General features: G+C 64.9%; 17 protein-coding genes. 9 read left to right on the top strand and 8 right to left on the bottom strand.

All coding sequences use genetic code 11. The features are described from left to right. Positions 1 to 20: 20 nt before the first annotated feature. The 6 genes from R3355_RS02965 to R3355_RS02940 all read right to left on the bottom strand — a co-directional run bounded on the left by R3355_RS02965 (position 21) and on the right by R3355_RS02940 (position 6,780). Positions 21 to 2,618 (bottom strand): EAL domain-containing protein, encoded by a 2,598-nt coding sequence (locus R3355_RS02965; RefSeq protein ID WP_318959988.1) that lies wholly within the window; start codon positions 2,616 to 2,618, stop codon positions 21 to 23. Between the two features lie 97 nt (positions 2,619 to 2,715). Further along, positions 2,716 to 3,327, bottom strand: a complete 612-nt coding sequence (locus R3355_RS02960) for a class I SAM-dependent methyltransferase (protein ID WP_318959987.1) — start codon at positions 3,325 to 3,327, stop codon at positions 2,716 to 2,718. Between the two features lie 19 nt (positions 3,328 to 3,346). After that, the gene (locus R3355_RS02955) at positions 3,347 to 3,697 is read right to left on the bottom strand and encodes a DUF5629 family protein (protein ID WP_318947935.1); all 351 of its coding nucleotides are present in this window, start codon (positions 3,695 to 3,697) and stop codon (positions 3,347 to 3,349) included. A 28-nt stretch (positions 3,698 to 3,725) separates the two neighbouring features. Next, a complete protein-coding gene (locus R3355_RS02950; protein WP_318959986.1) occupies positions 3,726 to 4,367 on the bottom strand; it encodes an oxidoreductase in 642 nt (213 codons plus the stop codon). A 50-nt stretch (positions 4,368 to 4,417) separates the two neighbouring features. After that, a complete protein-coding gene (locus R3355_RS02945; RefSeq protein WP_318959985.1) occupies positions 4,418 to 6,193 on the bottom strand; it encodes a C13 family peptidase in 1,776 nt (591 codons plus the stop codon). A gap of 131 nt (positions 6,194 to 6,324) precedes the next feature. Beyond that, positions 6,325 to 6,780, bottom strand: a complete 456-nt coding sequence (locus tag R3355_RS02940) for a MaoC family dehydratase (RefSeq protein ID WP_318959984.1) — start codon at positions 6,778 to 6,780, stop codon at positions 6,325 to 6,327. A 509-nt stretch (positions 6,781 to 7,289) separates the two neighbouring features. Here R3355_RS02940 and R3355_RS02935 point away from each other — a divergent pair. From R3355_RS02935 to R3355_RS02925, 3 genes are read left to right on the top strand one after another with little or no spacing between them, the layout of a single operon-like run. Further along, entirely contained in the window at positions 7,290 to 7,652 is a 363-nt protein-coding gene (locus tag R3355_RS02935; protein WP_318947943.1) for a CidA/LrgA family protein, read from the top strand. Beyond that, positions 7,649 to 8,365 (top strand): LrgB family protein, encoded by a 717-nt coding sequence (locus tag R3355_RS02930; RefSeq protein WP_318959983.1) that lies wholly within the window; start codon positions 7,649 to 7,651, stop codon positions 8,363 to 8,365. The genes R3355_RS02935 and R3355_RS02930 overlap by 4 nt, the downstream gene beginning before the upstream one ends. 11 nt (positions 8,366 to 8,376) lie before the next feature. Next, positions 8,377 to 8,979, top strand: a complete 603-nt coding sequence (locus tag R3355_RS02925; protein WP_318959982.1) for an LON peptidase substrate-binding domain-containing protein — start codon at positions 8,377 to 8,379, stop codon at positions 8,977 to 8,979. A gap of 40 nt (positions 8,980 to 9,019) precedes the next feature. Here R3355_RS02925 and R3355_RS02920 read toward each other — a convergent pair whose 3' ends face one another. Together R3355_RS02920 and R3355_RS02915 are read right to left on the bottom strand one after the other, a co-directional pair. Further along, entirely contained in the window at positions 9,020 to 10,336 is a 1,317-nt protein-coding gene (locus R3355_RS02920; protein ID WP_318959981.1) for a bifunctional DedA family/phosphatase PAP2 family protein, read from the bottom strand. Beyond that, positions 10,333 to 11,049 carry a DNA-3-methyladenine glycosylase gene (locus tag R3355_RS02915; protein WP_318959980.1) on the bottom strand — a complete coding sequence of 239 codons (717 nt, stop codon included), beginning with the start codon at positions 11,047 to 11,049 and terminating at the stop codon, positions 10,333 to 10,335. The genes R3355_RS02920 and R3355_RS02915 overlap by 4 nt, the downstream gene beginning before the upstream one ends. Positions 11,050 to 11,241: 192 nt before the next feature. On the opposite strand from R3355_RS02915, the gene R3355_RS02910 reads away from it, so the two are divergent. The 6 genes from R3355_RS02910 to rodA are packed head-to-tail and all read left to right on the top strand — an operon-like array spanning position 11,242 to position 17,101. Beyond that, positions 11,242 to 12,510, top strand: coding sequence for a glutamate-5-semialdehyde dehydrogenase (locus tag R3355_RS02910; protein WP_318959979.1), 1,269 nt, complete (start codon positions 11,242 to 11,244; stop codon positions 12,508 to 12,510). Further along, complete coding sequence (nadD, locus tag R3355_RS02905; protein ID WP_318959978.1) at positions 12,503 to 13,147, top strand: nicotinate-nucleotide adenylyltransferase; 645 nt, start codon at positions 12,503 to 12,505, stop codon at positions 13,145 to 13,147. The genes R3355_RS02910 and nadD overlap by 8 nt, the downstream gene beginning before the upstream one ends. Before the next feature lie 37 nt (positions 13,148 to 13,184). After that, positions 13,185 to 13,550, top strand: coding sequence for a ribosome silencing factor (rsfS, locus tag R3355_RS02900; protein WP_318947969.1), 366 nt, complete (start codon positions 13,185 to 13,187; stop codon positions 13,548 to 13,550). Between the two features lie 12 nt (positions 13,551 to 13,562). After that, positions 13,563 to 14,030 (top strand): 23S rRNA (pseudouridine(1915)-N(3))-methyltransferase RlmH, encoded by a 468-nt coding sequence (rlmH, locus tag R3355_RS02895; RefSeq protein ID WP_318959977.1) that lies wholly within the window; start codon positions 13,563 to 13,565, stop codon positions 14,028 to 14,030. Positions 14,031 to 14,069: 39 nt separating this feature from the next. Then, the gene (gene mrdA, locus R3355_RS02890) at positions 14,070 to 15,959 is read left to right on the top strand and encodes a penicillin-binding protein 2 (protein WP_318947958.1); all 1,890 of its coding nucleotides are present in this window, start codon (positions 14,070 to 14,072) and stop codon (positions 15,957 to 15,959) included. Between the two features lie 38 nt (positions 15,960 to 15,997). Further along, complete coding sequence (rodA, locus tag R3355_RS02885) at positions 15,998 to 17,101, top strand: rod shape-determining protein RodA (protein WP_318947971.1); 1,104 nt, start codon at positions 15,998 to 16,000, stop codon at positions 17,099 to 17,101. Position 17,102: the final 1 nt, after the last annotated feature.

Here is a 17,102-nt window from a genome sequence, read left to right as displayed (position 1 = left end):
CATTGGCCTGATACGACGGCTCAGGCGCTGCTGGCGCCGGCCGGTATGGGCCACTGTTCGAGCTTTTGCGCCGGTTCCGGTTTGCCGAACAGATAGCCCTGGAATCGCTGGCAGCCCAGGCGCAGCAAGGCGTCGCGCTGGGCCAGGGTTTCCACGCCTTCGGCGATCACTTCCAGGTCCAGGCTGACGCCCAGGGCGACTATGGTGCGCACGATGGCCGCATCGTTGGGGTCGCTGAGTAGGTCGCGGACGAAGGAACGGTCGATCTTCAGCTGGTTCAGCGGCAGGCGCTTGAGGTAGCTGAGCGACGAATAGCCGGTACCGAAGTCGTCCAGCGCAAAGCGCACGCCACGGGCCTTGAGCAGGCCCATCTTGATGATCATGGTCTCCACGTCCTGCACCAGGTGGCTCTCGGTCAGTTCCAGCTCCAGGCGCTGGGGGTTGGCCCCGGTTTCATCGAGCACAGCGAGCGCGTCGTCGACGAAATCGCGGTGGTGGAACTGCCGCGCGCTGACGTTGACCGCCATGGTCAGTTGCCCGCGCTTGGGGTCTGCAGCCCAGGTCACCAGTTGCTGGCAGGCGCTGTAAAGAATCCAGCGCCCCAGCGGCAGGATCAGGCCGGTACTTTCCGCCAGCGAAATGAATTCGCCAGGGGCTACCAGGCCGCGGCTGGGGTGTTGCCAGCGGACCAGGGCTTCGGCACCGAGCAGTTGGCCCTGCGCGTTGACCTGCGGCTGGTAGTGGAGGACGAACTGACGTGCGCCCAGGCTCTGGCGCAGGTCGTTTTCCAGGGTGGCGCGGGCGCTGACTTCGGCCTGCATCTCGGGGTTGAAGAACCTCAGGGTGTTGCGTCCGGCGGCCTTGGCCTGGTACATGGCCAGGTCGGCGCGCTTGAGCAGTTCATCCACCGTGCCCCGGGCCTCGGAAAACAGGGCGATGCCGATGCTGGCGGTGCTGGTGTGGCTGCGTCCCTGCAGCACATAGGGTTCGGCCAGAACCTGGATCAGCTTGGTTGCCACCGTTTCGATTTGGGCGATGGCCTCGGGGTGCTGCAGGTGCAGCCCTTCGAGCATGAGCACGAACTCGTCACCGCCGAGGCGGGCCAGGGTGTCTTCTTCTCGGACATGGCTGCTCAGGCGCTGGGCCACCTGTTGCAGCAGTTGGTCGCCCATATCGTGGCCGAGGGTATCGTTGAGATCCTTGAAGTTGTCCAGATCGATGAACAGCAGGGCGCCGTCCAGCTGGTTGCGGCCGCGTTGCGCCAGGGCATGCTGCAGGCGGTCGAGCAGCAGGCGGCGGTTGGGCAGGCCGGTGAGCAGGTCGTAGAAGGCCAGACGATGGATCTGTTCGAGGTTCTTCTTGTGCTCGCTGATGTCGGTGGAGATGCCGCACAGGGCATAGATGCTGCCGTCAGGGTGGCGTAGCGGCAGCTTCACCGAGAGGTAGGTCTGTTCGAGGGTGCCGTCCGGGCTGCGGTTGATTTCCTCGGTATCCACTCGCTCGCCGAGCAGCACGCGGCGATCGTTGTCACGCAGGTTGGCCGCGGTGGCGGCGTCGAAGAAGCGTTCGTCGGTCTGCCCCACCACCTGCGCCAGCGGCAGGCCGAACAGCTCGCAGACCTTGCGGTTGGCGTACTGGTAACGCAGCTCGGGATCCTTGATGTAGATATAGGCCTCGACGCTGTCGAGGATGGTGTTCAGGCGCCGCTCGCTGGCCTTCAGGTGGCGGGTCTTCTCGGCGACCTGGCGGCGCAGCAGCAGGGCGCCACCGAGCGCCGTCAGCAGCAGGCCGGCCAGGATGGCCAGGCCCCACCAGGCGGCGGTCGGCACCAGCAGCCGTGGTCGTTCGCCGCCCCAGCGCTGCAGGGTCTGGTAGTAATAGGATGAGGGGGAGTCTTGCCACTCGCGCAAATACCGGTCGATGCCGGCCAGCAGGTCGGCGTTGGCGCCCTTGCGGGTGCCATAGAACAGCTGCGCGGGCTGGAACATGATCGGCGTGCTGCGCAGCCGGTAGTCTGGCGCCTGGTAGTCGCCGAAGCGCTGGTTGGCCACCGCTGCATCGGCCTGCCGGTTGGCCACCAGTTCGAAGCCCTCGGCCAGGTTTTGTACGGGAATCAGCCGGGCGTGCAGGCCAAAGCTGTCGAGCAGCGTTTGCAGGTAGTTCTGCTGGATGGAGCCGGCCAGCACGGCGATGCGCCGATCCTCGAGGTCGAGGACCGATTGCAGGTCGACCTCCTTGCGGCTGTACAGCTGCGACCAGCTATACAGCGAGGGCTGCTGGTGAAAGTCCAGCTGCAGGGCGCGCTCTGCGCTGAAGGCCACATCCGGCAGCAGGTCTATCGTGCCCTCTTTTGCCAGCTCCAGGCAGGCCTGCCAATCGCAGGGCACCGGGATCAGGCGCCAGTTCTCCTGGCGGGCGATTTCCCCCAGCAACTCGCCGAGGATGCCGGAGATTTGCCCGTTCTGGCCCAGCAGGATTTTCGGCTCGTTGGCGTAGACGCCCACCCGCACCTCGCGCGGTTGTGCCCAGGCCGGCGCGGCGCAGAGCAGGCACAGTGCCAGTAAGCCACCCAGGCGGGCGTAGCGGATGGTGAAGGGGCGTGTCGAGGGTGGCTTCATGCGCTAACCGCTATCAATCCAATGAACTTATCCAGCAACCATAGACAGCATACGGCGCTATTGCTTGCGGCAGAAGGCCATCATGGCTGCGTCAAGCCTAGTGAGCCCAGCCGCTATAGACGAAGGTCATCGGTCTGGGGCCTTTCAGATAGCCCGCCTGCAGCTGCTCGATGCTGAACCCGCCTGCCCCGATCAGCGCCGGGATGTCGCGATTGAGGTGGCAGCCGCCGGCCAGGGGCTTCCAGTAGGGCGTGAGACGGTTCTGCCAGCGCACCACGGGAGCATCCGGGGCCAGACCGTGTTCGCAGAACAGCAGGCGGCCGCCGGGTTTCAGTACCCGGCGCATCTCCTTCAATGCGGCCACGGCGTCCGGGATGGTGCACAGGGTAAAGGTACAGACGATGCTGTCGAAGCTGGCGTCGGCGGCCTGGATCTGGCCCAGCTCCAGGGCGATCATCTGCACCGGTATGACGCTGCGCGCGGCGCGGGCTCGGGCCAGGCGTTGCATCTCGGCCGAGGGGTCGACGCCGACGATCGCGCTGACTTGCGCGGCGTCGTAGAACGGCAGATTCAGCCCGCTGCCGATGCCGATTTCCAGCACCCGGCCCCGGGCCAGCGGGACGATCTGCGCGCGGGCCTGCATCACCTCGCCCATGCCGCAGGCGAACTCGATCAGGTGCGGCAGGATGTAGCGGTCATACAGGTGCATGGCGCGCTCCGCCGGAGAGTCAGTCGTCGCTGGCTTCGTCGTCGCTGTCGAGGTTGTCGCCGCTGATCGCCGCGAAGCATTTGATCCGGTGCTCCGTGCTGCCATCGGTGAGGAGCCAGCTGTCCGTCTCGGCATCGAAGCGCGCCGCCCTCACCGTGGCCAGGGAGAACTGCCAGTGGCGGCGAGCGCTGCCGTCTGCGCAGTCGATGCTCAGCAGTGGCTGATCCTTGCTGTCGGCGCTGGCCGAGCCGGCGCTGACCTGGGCCAGCAGCTCCTTGTCCAGATTGAATTGCCAGGCGTAGAGGTCGTCGATTTCCAGCATGTCGGCGGCTTCGAGGGCTTCGATCAGGCTGCTGTGGGTTGTGCTCATGGGTTGGCTCGATAGGGGGGTAAGGGGATCAACGGCCGAGGCGGCGCAGCCGGTCGGACTCGATGACGCGCAGGCCGCGGTCTTCTTCCAGGGCCAGGCGCCAGAGGGCGCGGGCCAGGACGGTGGCTTCGATGCCGTGGTATTTGCCCGGCAACCAGCGCACCAGCGGCGCGGCCAGGCGTTCGCCGAGGCGGAACTCGTTGCGCGGGCCGAGCAGCAGGGAGGGCCGTACCAGGGTCAGCTGCGGCCAGCCCTGGGCTTGCAGCGCTTGCTCCATTTCACCCTTGACCCGGTTATAGAACACCGTGGACTGGGCGTCGGCGCCAAGGGCGCTGACCACCAGCAGGTGACGCGCCCCGAGCTCGCGGGCACGCTGGGCGAAGGCCACGACCAGGTCATGATCGACGGCGCGAAAGGCCTCCTGCGAGCCGGCTTGCTTGATCGTGGTGCCCAGGCAGCAGAAGGCCGTGTCGATGGGGCCGTTGAGCTGCGGCAACAGATCGCGCAGTTCACCCACCGGGTTTTCCAGGTGCGGGTGCTCGGCCAGTGGCCGGCGGCTCGGCGCCAGCACGCGCGCGACCGTAGGTTCGTTGAGCAGGCGATCCAGCAGGTGTTCACCGGTCAGGCCGGTGGCACCCGCGAGGAGGATGTGCTGGGGCGTCAAATACATGGTCGTGGGGTCTCCGCTGATATCCATCAGCTTAACAGGCCATTGAAAAACTACTGCGTGCTGCGCTCGATACTTTGCTCGATAGGTGGAGCGGGGCGGGTGACGGTCTGGTCGCCGCTGGCGGTGTTCAACGCTCGGCTGGCTTGCTGCTCGCGCAGGGCGCGCCAGTGTTGCAGGACCGCCTTGGCTGGCCAGATTTGCGGCTCGGAGGCCTCGAAGCCATCGGCTTGCTCGCGTTCGGCGACTGTTGCTTTGGCCAGCTCGAAGGCGCGCTGCAGGTCATCGGTCTGGTTGAGGGCTTCGGCGAACAGGGCGCGGCCGAAGTAGGTGAAGTCGTTCTCCTCCGAGCAGCCGAAGGACACCCGGTCGGCCCGCGCGGCGGTCATCACCAGGGTCTTGTCGTCTTGCAGCAGGGGAATGAAACCGCCGGAGTAGCAGGCCGAGATCACCACCACCTTGTGCCGCTCACGCAGCGGTTGCAGCAGCACGGCCAGTTCGCTGGCCGGCAGGTCGTCGAGCTGCAGGCGCGGCTGGTCGAGATTCAGCTCGTGCTGGCGCGAGCCGTGGCTGGTCAGGTAGATGAAGATCAGGTCCTCCGCCCCGCTGCGTTCGGCCAGTGCCTGCAGCGCGCGGCGCAGGCTTTCGCGGGTGGCCAGCGGGCGCTGGCTGATCTGCTCGCGGTGATTGGTCAGGCTGATGCGGCCATGGGCGGCGAAGCGTTCGCCGAGCAGATCGGCGACGTAATCGGCTTCGCGCATGAACACGCTCTGCTTGCCGTCGCCTGCCAGGGTCAGGGCGTACAGTTCGATGGCGGGGGTGGAGGCGGGCAGGTCGGCGATGGCCTGGTCGAGCAGGCGGCCCTGCGCCAGCAGGCCGAGCTCCAATGGGTCGGGCAGCATGCGCCCCTGTTCGTCGCGCAGGCGTCGGCCACGTTGCCAGGTGCCGCTCTGCTGGTTGCCCTTGGCGAGGGTCAGGGTGCCGTTACCGGCGTACTCGCCATGCTCGAAGCGGCCCTCGTAGAGGCTGCCATCGGCCAGGTGCAGGCGGCCTTGGCCGTGGTAGCTCCAGTCGCGGAATTCGCCGAGGTAGCGCTCGCCCTCGGCGCCCTGAAACTCGCCCGGGCCGTTTAGCGCGCCCCCGGCGAACTGTCCGCTCCAGACATCGCCGGCAGCGGTCTGGTAGCGGCCTTTGCCGTGGAACTGGTTGTCACGGAACGCGCCGCTGTAGAGGTCACCATCGCTGCTCTTGAAACTGCCGGAGCCTTTCAATAGGCCCTTGGCGAACTCGCCGCTGAACTGGTTGCCATGCTCGTCGTTATTGACGCCCTGACCATTCGGCAAGCCTTTGCTGAACTGGCCGTGAAAGCTGCTGCCATCGGCGCGTTCGAGGGTGCCCAGGCCATGGAACAGATCGTCTTTGAATGCGCCGCGATAAACCAGGCCGTCCTGCTTGAGCGTACCTTCGCCGGCAAACCGACCCGCGGCGAAACCGCCCTGGTAGCTGCTGCCGTCACGGTAGTGCAGCGTGCCCCGGCCATGAAAGGCGCCTTGCGCGAACTCTCCAATATAGTGCTCGCCATCCGCGCCGTGCCATTCACCGGGGCCATGCCGCTGGCCATCCTTGAAGGAGCCGACGAACCGGCTGCCGTCGCGGTAATCCAGGCGGCCGGGGCCTTGCAGCAAACCGTCGACCACCTCGCCGCGATAGCGCGCGCCGTCGGGCAGGGTCGCGTCCGCGGGTAACAGGGGTTCGCCGTCGCCGCAGGCGGCAAGCAGCAGGGCGAGGCTCAGGGGAGCCAGGTGGGCGAGGTGGGCGAGGTGGCGCATGGCAAGCATCCAGATCCGGGTGTTGCCGGAAGTATGCCGTAAACCATGGGCTCCGCGCTGCCGCGCCGCACAGAGCCGATGCATAGCCGGCGTTCGCTCGGTTGAGTGAACGCCGGTTATGCCGACGCAGATCAGACGAAGCAGAGGGTCAGGGGTTCGGCCACATAGGCCGGTTTATCCTGGCCTTCGATTTCCAATACCGCGCGGGCCTTGAGCAGCCACTGGCCGGGATTTTTTTCGGTGGCGTCGGTCAGGGTCACCACCAGGCGCACCTTGGAGTCGACTTTGACCGGCTGGATGAAGCGCAGGCTGTCCAGGCCATAGTTGACGGCCATTTTCAGGCCCTCGGGCATGATCATGATGTCTTCCATCAGCATCGGCATCAGCGATAACGACAGGAAGCCGTGGGCGATGGTGCCGCCGAAGGGAGTCTGCTTGGCTTTTACCGGGTCGACGTGGATGAACTGATGGTCGCCGGTGCATTCGGCGAATTGATTGATGCGTTGCTGATCGACGGTCAGCCAGGCGGAGCGTCCCAGTTCCTTGCCTACATAGTTGTTGAGTTCTGCTACGGGTACTGACGGCATAGTTCCTCCTTGAGGAAGCGGGGGGTTGTTGTTCGAGTCGAACCGCTGAGGCCCTAGATCATCATGCGCCATGCACCGGGTCAAGCCTGCAATGCCTTGCTGAATAGCGGGTTATACAGACCGCGTGAGAACTACTGCGCTCGGTTAGGCGGCGTTAAAAACAGGTTCGACAAGCAGCTTGCGGCTAACGCGCTTTAGCGCGGCCCCATAGGGGCGAGCGCAGCGAGTCATGCTCATGTACAACTCGTACACTTCGCTTTACCCGCTGTGCTCGCCCTGCGGGCCAGCCGTTGGCTGTTACTCCGCTTCGCTGCGTTTCTCACCTGTTTTTGCCTTGCCTAACCTTTGCCCGCTACGTTCTCGCCCGGTCTTTTTCGCCGGGTGCTTTGCCAGCCTATAATGGCCGCGGTGCGCCGTGGACTGAGGTCCGGGCGCTACGCTTTTGCGGGAACTGCTGGTCGGTTGTAGCGCCGCGATGCTGCTCGTCACTTCACTCGGAGATTCACCCCATGTTGTTACGCGGCTTGTCCTGGCTGGTGCTGTGCCAATTGCTCGGCACCGGACTCAACGTCCTGTTACTACCGATGTTGCCGGGGCCGATCATCGGCATGCTGTTGCTATTGCTGTTCCTGCTGGTGCATGGCGAGGTTAACGAGCCCTTGCACGTTGCCGCCAGCAGCCTGCTCAAGTACCTACCACTGTTGCTGGTGCCGCCAGCGGTCGGGGTGATGGCCTATGCCGATGCGATTGCCGCGGACTTCTGGGCGGTGGTCGGTGCCTTGGTGCTGTCGCTGGCGCTGTCGGTGGTATTTGCCGGCTGGATGATGCAGAAGCTGATCGAGCGCCAGCAGCGTCGCCGGGAGGATGCATGAGTCTCGACTGGTACGGTGCCTGGCAGGCGATCATCCACCACCCCTTGTTCGGCATAGGGATCACCCTGGGCGCATTCCAGTTGGCGATTGCCGCGTACGAGAAAACCCGCTGGATGTTCCTGCAGCCGGTGCTGGTGTCGACGGCGATCGTTATCGGCGTGCTGTTGCTGTGCGGCCTGAGTTTCGCCGAGTACCGGGTCAGCGCCGAAGCCCTGACCCTGTTCCTCGGCCCGACCACTGTGGCCCTGGCGGTGCCGTTGTTCCTCAACCTGCGACGGATCCGCCAGTTACTCTGGCCGACCGTACTGACCTTGCTGATCGGCGGGGTAGTGGCTACGGTGTTGGGCGTGGCGTTGGCCTGGGGCTTCGGTGCCGACTCGCTGATGTTGATGAGCATGGCACCGAAGTCGGTGACCTCGCCGATCGCCATGCTGGTGGCCAGCCAGATCGGTGGTATTGCCGCGTTGGCCGCGGTGTTCGTGATGATCACCGGGGTGGTCGGAGCGATGCTCGGGCCGTCGCTGTTGCGCTGGTGCGGTGTGCGCCATCACGCGGCAATCGGCATGGCCCTGGGCATGACCGCGCATGCGGTCGGCACCGCACGAGCCATGCAGGAAAGCGAAGAATGCGGCGCGTTCGCCGCGCTGGCGATGAGCCTGATGGGCATGCTTACTGCAGTACTGCTGCCGCTGGCGATCATCTTCCTGGTTTGAGAGGCAACCCCATGAACCTATCCCTGTTTCCGCTCAATACCGTGTTGTTTCCGGGTTGCCTGCTCGATTTGCAGATTTTCGAGGCGCGCTACCTGGACATGATCAGCCGCTGCATGAAGCAGGACGAGGGCTTCGGCGTGGTGTGCCTCCTCGAGGGGCAGGAAGTCGGCGAGGCCGCCGGCCAGTTCTCGGCGATTGGTTGTGAGGCGCGGATCTGCGACTTTCAGCGGCGGCCCAATGGCTTGCTGGGAATTCGGGTCGAAGGTGGCCGCCGCTTCAAGGTTCGCCGCGCCCAGGTGTTGCCGGATCGACTGACCGTCGCCGAGGTCGACTGGCTGGAGGAGGCGGCGGAGCAACCTCTGGGACTTGAACATGCGGATCTCGTCGCGTTGCTCGAGGCCCTGGCCGAGCACCCGCTGATCGCCGCATTGGGCATGACTGACGGGGTCAGCGATCAAGCGGCCCTGGCCAATCAACTGGCCTACCTGTTGCCATTGGCGCTCGAGCAGAAACTCCAGTTGCTCGAACTCGACACCCCGCAGGCGCGCCTGAGTCAACTACAAACCTGGCTCGACCAACTGCAGGGCGAGAGTGGCGCGCCTCGGATGTCGTGAAAATATCGAGCGTAGTGGGCGAGAGTTTTTTCACGGCATCTCAATAGCGATAGAGCAGCACGCCCTCCGACAGTTGCCAGGTGGCAATGGCCCCGAGTAACCCCAGGCACGCCGGCAGGATCAACCACCAGACCTTGGCGGGTAACGCCGGCAGTGGCGTGGACCATTGCGTCAGGCTCAGGCTGAGTGCGCACAGGCCTCCTGCCAGCAGGGCACCGGCGATGATATCGCTCGGCCAATGCACGCCCAGGTACACCCGCGACAGGGCAATGGCCATGGCCGGGAAACTGGCCAGCAACAGCCAGGCCAGGCGCAGGCGCGCAGGCTGGCCGCGGCCAGCGAGTACGCCGAGGGCCAAAAAGAAAGCGAACGCCGCCGAACTGTGCCCGCTGGGCAGGCTGAAGCTGTTCAAGGGTTCGAGCAATACATCCGGGCGATGGCGGGCGAACAGGGCCTTCAGTGCGCCGTTGGCCAGGGCGGTAGTGAGCAGGGTGCCGCCGCCGAACAACAGCGCCCGCCACTGCCGAGTCAGCAGCAGTAACAGGCAGAGCAGTGCGGCAACGGCCAGTTGGCTGTGGAAGTCGCCGAGACGGGTGATCAGCACCATCAGGGTGTCGAGGCTGGCGCTGCGCTGTTCCTGCACCAGGGCGAGCAGGCCGTGGTCGAGCTGGTCGAGGCGCGGCCAACCGATAAACACACCGAACAACAGCAACAGGCTCAAGCCGGCGGTGATCCAGCTGGCGCGACGGCGTTCGCCCAGGCTGTCATGCACGCTGAGCAGCAGCAAGGCGGCCAGGCCGGCGGCAAGTACCGCGGCTTCGGGCCAGAAACCTGCGGGCAGTGGCAGGCGCAATGCCGCACCAGTCGCCCAGCCCGGCAGCAGGTAGGCGAGCACCCAGCCGGCCGAGGCGAGCAGGCTGACCAGCACAAAACGCCCGAACGGCATGTTGAGCATGCCGGCAATCATCGGCAGCATCGGCCGCAGCGGGCCGATAAAGCGGCCCACCAGCAGGCTGGCGATGCCGTAGCGCTGAACGTAGATTTCCGCCCCCGCCAGCCATTCCGGGTGGTGGCGCAGCCCCGGCAGACGGCGGATGTCCTGGTGAAAGTAGCGACCGGTGGCATAGGACAGCAGGTCGCCGAGCAGTCCGCCGCAGTAGGCCAGGGCCAGGGTTTGACTGAGCGTCAGGGCACCGTGTCCGGCGAGCACGGCGACGGCGAACAGCAAGATGGTGCCTGGCACCAGGATCCCGGCAATCGCCAGGCACTCGAGAAAGGCAATCAGGAAAATCGCCAGGCCGAGCCACTCGGGGCTGGCCGTGAGCCAGAGGGTCAAGCTGTCGAGCCACTGGCTCATCGATGTGCATCCGTGGGGCCGAGTAGATAAAAGTCGCGACCTTCGACCTGGCCGCGCCGCAGTGGGTTGCGGGTGCAATGGCGGGCAAAGGCGGCGTCGACGAAGCGGTAAGGCAGATGTTCGTCGCGCCCGGCGGGAATACCCAGGCGCGATGTCTGCACGATCTGCAGCGGACGCTCGCCGAGATCCTCGACGAACAGGCGCTGCGGGTCGAAACGCCGGGCATCCCAGTCCGGCACTTTCAGGCCCAGTGCCTTGCACAGCAGGGTCTGTCCGCCACACAGGCGTTCGAATGGTCGCGGCCGGCCCTGGGCATCCGGGTTGTTGGCCTGCATCTGCGCCAGGCTGGCAGAATCCGAGTACGCGTCGAGCCAGGGGTAGGCCGATTTGATCAGCACCGCGTTGCCCGGGCCCTGGGCGCTGAAGTTCAACGAGTCGCCGCCGCGGGCGTAATACATGTAGATGTGTCCGCCGCCCTGGAACAGTGCCTTGCGTTTTTCCGTATAGCCGAGCGAGGCGTGGCTGCCTTTCTCGTCCAGGTAATAGGCTTCGGTCTCAATGATCCGTGCACTCAGCCAGCGTTCGCCGTCACGGTAGCGAATCACCTTGCCGAGCAGTTCGCGGGCGAGCAGGCGCGCATCGCGGTCGAAGAAACTGTCGGTCAGGGGACGGGCATGTGCCCAGGGCAGGCTTCGGGAGGGTTCGTCAGACATGTGAGTTCACTGGTTGAAGGCAGGCCTCAGGTGGCTCGCGATGATAGCAACAAGAGCCGTATCGATGTCTGAACCTGCCTTGGCCGGCAGATCATTGCTACTGCTTGTCCACTATCCGCCCGGCGCCGCTGTGCGTGGGGCGGTGGCACCGCTATAATCAGCCGCTTTAGTTATTGCCAGGCTACCGAGACCATGACCGAGTCCGTACTCGACTATATGACCCGCCTGGGCCGTGCGGCCCGCGCCGCCTCGCGCGTGGTCGCCAGCGCCAGCACCGCGCAGAAGAATCGTGCCCTGCAGGCCACTGCCGAGGCCCTGGGTGCCGCGCGCACCGAACTGGCCAGCGCCAACGAGCTGGACCTGGCCGCCGGCCGGGCCAATGGCCTGGAATCGGCACTGCTGGACCGTCTGGCGCTGACCCCAGCGCGGATCGACGGTATGATCGAAGGCCTGCGCCAAGTCGCGGGGCTGGCCGACCCGGTCGGCGCAATTCGCGACATGAGCTACCGTCCGTCGGGTATTCAGGTCGGCAAGATGCGCGTACCGCTCGGCGTGATCGGCATCATCTACGAGTCGCGGCCCAACGTGACCATCGACGCCGCCAGCCTGTGCCTGAAATCCGGCAACGCCACTATCCTGCGTGGCGGCTCGGAAGCCATTCATTCCAACCGTGCCATCGCCGCCTGTATCCAGCGTGGCCTGGCCGCAGCCGATCTGCCGGCCGCCGCCGTGCAGGTGGTGGAAACCACCGACCGCGCCGCCGTCGGTGCGCTGATCAGCATGCCCGAGTTCGTCGACGTGATAGTGCCGCGCGGCGGCAAGAGCCTGATCGAGCGGGTCAGCCGCGACGCGCGGGTGCCGGTGATCAAGCATCTGGACGGCATCTGCCATGTGTATGTCGACGCCCTGGCCGAGTTGCCCAAGGCCCAGGCCATCGCCTTCAATGCCAAGACCTACCGCTACGGCATCTGCGGTGCGATGGAAACCCTGTTGGTCGATCAGGCCGTGGCGGCGGCATTTCTGCCGGCCATGGAGTTGATGTTCGTCGAGAAGGGCGTCGAACTGCGCGGCTGCCAGCGCACCTGCGCGCTGATCCAGGCCAAAGCGGCGACGGAAGAGGACTGGAGCACAGAGTATCTGGCGCCGATCCTGTCGATCCGGGTGGTCGACGGCCTGGATCAGGCCATCGAACACATCAATCGCTACGGCTCGCACCACACCGACGCCATCGTCACCGAACACCAGGGCCGCGCCCGGCGTTTCCTCGCCGAGGTCGACTCCAGTTCGGTAATGCTCAATGCACCCACCTGCTTCGCCGACGGCTTCGAGTACGGCCTGGGCGCGGAGATCGGCATTTCCACCGACAAGTTGCACGCCCGCGGCCCGGTGGGCCTGGAAGGCCTGACCTGCGAGAAGTATGTGGTGATCGGCGACGGTCAACTGCGCGGGCAGAATGCCTAAACGCATCGGCATATTCGGCGGCACCTTCGATCCGGTGCATATCGGCCACCTGCGCAGTGCCCTGGAAGTGGCGGAATTCATGGTCCTCGACCAGTTGCGCCTGATCCCCAGCGCGCGGCCGCCGCACCGCGAGGCGCCGCAGGTTTCGGCGCAGGATCGCCTGGCCATGGTCGAACTGGCGGTGGCCGGCTTGTCGCCGCTGTGTGTCGACGACCGCGAGCTCAAGCGTGACAAGCCGTCGTACAGCATCGACACCCTGGAGTCGTTGCGCGCCGAGCTGGCGGCCGACGACCAGTTGTTCCTGCTCATTGGCTGGGATGCCTTTTGCGGGCTACCCACCTGGCATCGCTGGAGCGAGTTGCTGGAGCACTGCCATATCCTGGTGTTGCAGCGTCCGGATGCCGACAGCGAAGCGCCGGAAACCTTGCGCAACCTGCTGGCAGCCCGCAGCATCAGCGACCCGCTGGCCATGGAGGGGCCTAGCGGACAGATTTCCTTTATCTGGCAGACGCCCCTGGCGGTGTCCGCCACGCAGATCCGCACGCTGTTGGCGAGCGGCAAGTCGGTACGTTTTCTGGTACCCGATGCGGTACTCAGCTATATCCATGCGCACGGACTCTACCGTGCGTCGAACTGAACACAAGGCAAACGAGTTACTTATGAAGACGCAAAAAATGCTCAGCGAAGACCTGGTCAAACTGGCCATCGCTGCCCTGGAAGACATCAAGGCGCAAGACATCACCACCATCGATGTGCGCGACAAGACCAGCATCACCGACTACATGGTGATCGCCAGCGGTACCTCCAGTCGTCACGTCAAGTCGCTGGTCGACAACGTGCTGGAGAAGGTCAAGGAGCAGGGTGTGCGTCCGCTCGGCAGCGAAGGGTTGGACACCGGCGAATGGGCGCTGCTCGACCTGGGCGATATCGTCGTCCACGTGATGCTGCCCACCGCCCGTCAGTTCTACGACCTCGAGCGCCTGTGGCAGGGTGCCGAACAGAGCCGTGCGCAGTTCAGCCCCGAGCCGGAACAAGAGTAAGGACGCAGCAGCGTGCGGATCAAACTGATTGCCGTCGGCTCGAAGATGCCGCGCTGGGTCGAGGACGGTTGGCAGGAATACGCCAAGCGCATGCCGGCGGAACTGGCCCTGGAGCTGGTCGAGATTCCCTTGACCACCCGCGGCAAGAACGCCGACGTGGCGCGGATGATGCGCCAGGAAGGCGACGCCATGCTGGCCAAGGTTGCGCCTGGGGAACGCATCGTCACCCTGGAAGTCGAAGGGCGGCCGTGGAGCACCGAGCAGTTGGCGGTCGAGCTGGACAAGTGGCGCCTGGATGCGCGTACCGTCAACCTCATGGTCGGTGGCCCCGAAGGTCTGGCGCCGGAAGTACAGGCGCGCAGCGAACAGCGCTGGTCGCTGTCGCCCTTGACCCTGCCGCACCCGCTGGTGCGGATTGTGCTTGGCGAGCAGCTGTATCGGGCCTGGACCGTATTGTCCGGCCACCCGTACCACAAATGATTTCCCACCCGATTTTCCACCACTAATCAGCAGTCATAGATGCCGCAGCCGATTCGCCTCAAGGACCACGAAAAAGATGCGCGCCTGATTCGCAAGCGTGCCCTGGTCGGTGCCCTGGTGTTTCTGCTGCTGACCGCGGCCCTGGTCGCGCGCATGTATTACCTGCAGGTGGTGCAGTACGAACACCACTCGACCCTCTCGGAAAACAACCGGGTTCACGTGCAGCCGATTCCGCCGACCCGTGGGCTGATCTTCGACCGCAACGGGGTGCTGGTCGCCGACAACCGGCCGAGTTTCAGTCTGACCCTGACCCGTGAACGGGCCGGCGACTGGGCCCAGGTGCTGGATGTGATCGTCGAGGTGCTGGGGCTGAGCAGCGATGAGCGGGAGCTGTTCGAGAAGCGCGTGCGCCAGGGCCGGCGGCCATTCGAGCCGGTGCCGGTGTTGTTCGAGCTGAGCGAGGAGCAGATAGCCACCATCGCGGTCAATCAGTTCCGCCTGCCCGGGGTCGAGGTGGCGGCGCAGCTGGTGCGGTATTATCCCCAGCGCGAACACTTCGCCCATTCGGTGGGCTATGTCGGGCGGATCAACGAGAAAGAACTGAAGGAGCTCGACCCGGTGGCGTACAGCGGTACGCACCATATCGGCAAGACCGGGATCGAGCGCTTCTACGAAGCGCAGTTGCACGGCGAGGTCGGCTACGAAGAGGTCGAAACCAACGCCCGCGGCCGGGTGCTGCGGGTGCTCAAGCGCATCGATCCGTTGCCGGGCAAGGATGTCATGCTGACCATCGATGTGCGCCTGCAGGAAGCCGCCGAAGCCGCGCTGGGTGGACGCCGCGGCGCCATAGTGGCGATCCAGCCGGCGACCGGCGAGGTGCTGGCGATGGTCAGTCAGCCGAGCTTCGACCCCAACCCGTTCGTCACCGGCATCAGCTTCAAGGCCTATGCCGAGCTGCGCGACTCGATCGACCAGCCGCTGTTCAACCGGGTCCTGCGTGGCCTCTACCCGCCGGGTTCGACCATCAAGCCGATGATGGCCGTAGCTGCCCTGGATGCCGGCGTGATCACCCCCACTTCACGGGTGTTCGATCCGGGCTTCTATCAGTTGCCCAATCACAGCCACAAGTACCGCAACTGGAACCGCAGTGGCGACGGTTGGGTGAGCCTGGAGATGGCGATCATGCGCTCCAATGACACCTATTTTTACGATTTGGCGCACAAGATGGGCATCGATCGCATGCACGACTACATGACCCGTTTCGGCCTGGGCCAGCGGGTGTCGCTGGACATGTTCGAGGAAACTGCCGGGCTGATGCCATCGCGCGAGTGGAAGCGGTCGCGCTACCGGCAGCCCTGGTACCCGGGAGAAACCCTGATCCTCGGCATCGGTCAGGGCTATATGCAGACCACGCCGCTGCAGTTGGCCCAGGCCACTGCACTGATGGCCACCCGTGGCAAGTGGATTCGTCCGCACCTGGCCAAGACCGTCGAGGGTTTGCCGCCGGTCGACAGCGAGCCGCTACCGGATATCCAGTTGCGTGATCCGCAAAGCTGGGATTCGGCGCGGTTCGGCATGGAGCAGGTGATGCATGGTCCGCGCGGCACCGCGCGCAAGGTCGGCGACGCTTCGGTCTATCGCATTGCCGGCAAGAGCGGCACGGCGCAGGTGGTGGCGATCAGGCAGGGCGAAAGGTACGACCGCGAGAAGATCCGCGAGCGCCATCGCGACCACGCCCTGTTCGTCGCATTCGCCCCGGCGGACAACCCGCAGATCGCCGTGGCGGTGATGGTGGAAAATGGCGAGTCCGGCTCGGGTGTGGCCGCGCCGGTGGTCAAGCAGGTGATGGATGCCTGGCTGCTCGACGATAGCGGCGAGCTCAAGGCCGAGTACGTTACGCCGGTGAGCGCAGAGGTCAGCCAGCGATGAGCGGTAACTTCGATCGCGTGCTGTCCAGCGAGGACGTGCTGCGTCGCCGCGCCAGCCTGCTGCAACGCGTGCATGTCGACGGCATTCTGCTGCTGCTGTTGCTGATCCTGGCGGTCGGCAGCCTGTTCATTCTCTATTCGGCCAGCGGCAAGAACGTCGACCTGCTGATCAAGCAGGCCAGCTCCTTTGGCATCGGCCTGGTGGGCATGTTCATCATCGCCCAGCTGGAACCGCGCTTCATGGCGCGCTGGGTGCCTCTGGCTTATGTGGCGGGCGTCGGCCTGCTGGTGGTGGTGGACGTCATGGGCCACAACGCCATGGGCGCGACCCGCTGGATCAACATTCCCGGGGTGATCCGTTTCCAGCCCTCGGAGTTCATGAAGATCATCATGCCGGCGACCATCGCCTGGTACCTGGCCAAGCGCAGCCTGCCGCCGAGCTTGAAGCACATCGCGATCAGCCTGGCGCTGACGTTGCTGCCGTTCGTGCTGATTTTGCTGCAGCCGGACCTGGGTACCTCGATGCTGGTGATCGTTTCGGGGGTGTTCGTGTTGTTCATCGCCGGCCTGCAGTGGCGCTGGATCATCGGTGCGCTGGCGGCGCTGGTGCCGGTCGCCGTGGCCATGTGGTTCTTCGTTCTGCGTGAGTACCAGAAACAGCGGGTGCTGACCTTTCTCAATCCCGAGAGCGATCCGCTGGGCAGCGGCTGGAACATCATCCAGTCGAAGGCGGCGATCGGCTCGGGCGGAGTCTTCGGCAAGGGCTGGCTGCTCGGCACCCAGTCGCACCTGGACTTCTTGCCGGAAAGCCACACCGACTTCATCATTGCCGTGCTCGCCGAGGAATTCGGCCTGGTCGGCGTTTGTTTGTTGCTGCTGGTCTACCTGCTGTTGATCGCGCGAGGTTTGGTGATTACCGTGCAAGCGCAGACGCTGTTCGGTAAGCTTCTGGCCGGCGCGCTGACCATGACCTTCTTCGTCTATGTGTTCGTCAATATCGGTATGGTCAGCGGGTTGCTGCCGGTGGTGGGGGTACCGCTGCCGTTCATCAGCTATGGCGGTACTTCGCTGATTACCCTGCTGGCAGGGTTTGGCATTTTGATGTCGATTCACACGCACCGTAAGTGGATTGCACAGGCTTAAA

It is taken from the genome of Pseudomonas sp., assembly GCF_033723075.1.
In the GTDB taxonomy this organism is placed as follows: domain Bacteria; phylum Pseudomonadota; class Gammaproteobacteria; order Pseudomonadales; family Pseudomonadaceae; genus Aquipseudomonas.
Note: the sequence above shows the minus strand (reverse complement) of the source record. Positions and strands in the feature narration are given on the sequence as shown.

Bases quoted from the DNA above. Each gene is read 5' to 3' on its own strand.
- R3355_RS02940 (WP_318959984.1), bottom strand. From the start codon at position 6,780: ATGCCGTCAGTACCCGTAGCAGAACTCAACAACTATGTAGGCAAGGAA.
- R3355_RS02915 (WP_318959980.1), bottom strand. From the start codon at position 11,049: ATGTCTGACGAACCCTCCCGAAGCCTGCCCTGGGCACATGCCCGTCCC.
- R3355_RS02965 (WP_318959988.1), bottom strand. From the start codon at position 2,618: ATGAAGCCACCCTCGACACGCCCCTTCACCATCCGCTACGCCCGCCTG.
- R3355_RS02910 (WP_318959979.1), top strand. From the start codon at position 11,242: ATGACCGAGTCCGTACTCGACTATATGACCCGCCTGGGCCGTGCGGCC.
- R3355_RS02935 (WP_318947943.1), top strand. From the start codon at position 7,290: ATGTTGTTACGCGGCTTGTCCTGGCTGGTGCTGTGCCAATTGCTCGGC.
- mrdA (WP_318947958.1), top strand. From the start codon at position 14,070: ATGCCGCAGCCGATTCGCCTCAAGGACCACGAAAAAGATGCGCGCCTG.
- R3355_RS02925 (WP_318959982.1), top strand. From the start codon at position 8,377: ATGAACCTATCCCTGTTTCCGCTCAATACCGTGTTGTTTCCGGGTTGC.
- R3355_RS02945 (WP_318959985.1), bottom strand. From the start codon at position 6,193: ATGCGCCACCTCGCCCACCTCGCCCACCTGGCTCCCCTGAGCCTCGCC.
- R3355_RS02950 (WP_318959986.1), bottom strand. From the start codon at position 4,367: ATGTATTTGACGCCCCAGCACATCCTCCTCGCGGGTGCCACCGGCCTG.
- rsfS (WP_318947969.1), top strand. From the start codon at position 13,185: ATGCTCAGCGAAGACCTGGTCAAACTGGCCATCGCTGCCCTGGAAGAC.
- nadD (WP_318959978.1), top strand. From the start codon at position 12,503: ATGCCTAAACGCATCGGCATATTCGGCGGCACCTTCGATCCGGTGCAT.
- R3355_RS02930 (WP_318959983.1), top strand. From the start codon at position 7,649: ATGAGTCTCGACTGGTACGGTGCCTGGCAGGCGATCATCCACCACCCC.
- R3355_RS02955 (WP_318947935.1), bottom strand. From the start codon at position 3,697: ATGAGCACAACCCACAGCAGCCTGATCGAAGCCCTCGAAGCCGCCGAC.
- R3355_RS02920 (WP_318959981.1), bottom strand. From the start codon at position 10,336: ATGAGCCAGTGGCTCGACAGCTTGACCCTCTGGCTCACGGCCAGCCCC.
- R3355_RS02960 (WP_318959987.1), bottom strand. From the start codon at position 3,327: ATGCACCTGTATGACCGCTACATCCTGCCGCACCTGATCGAGTTCGCC.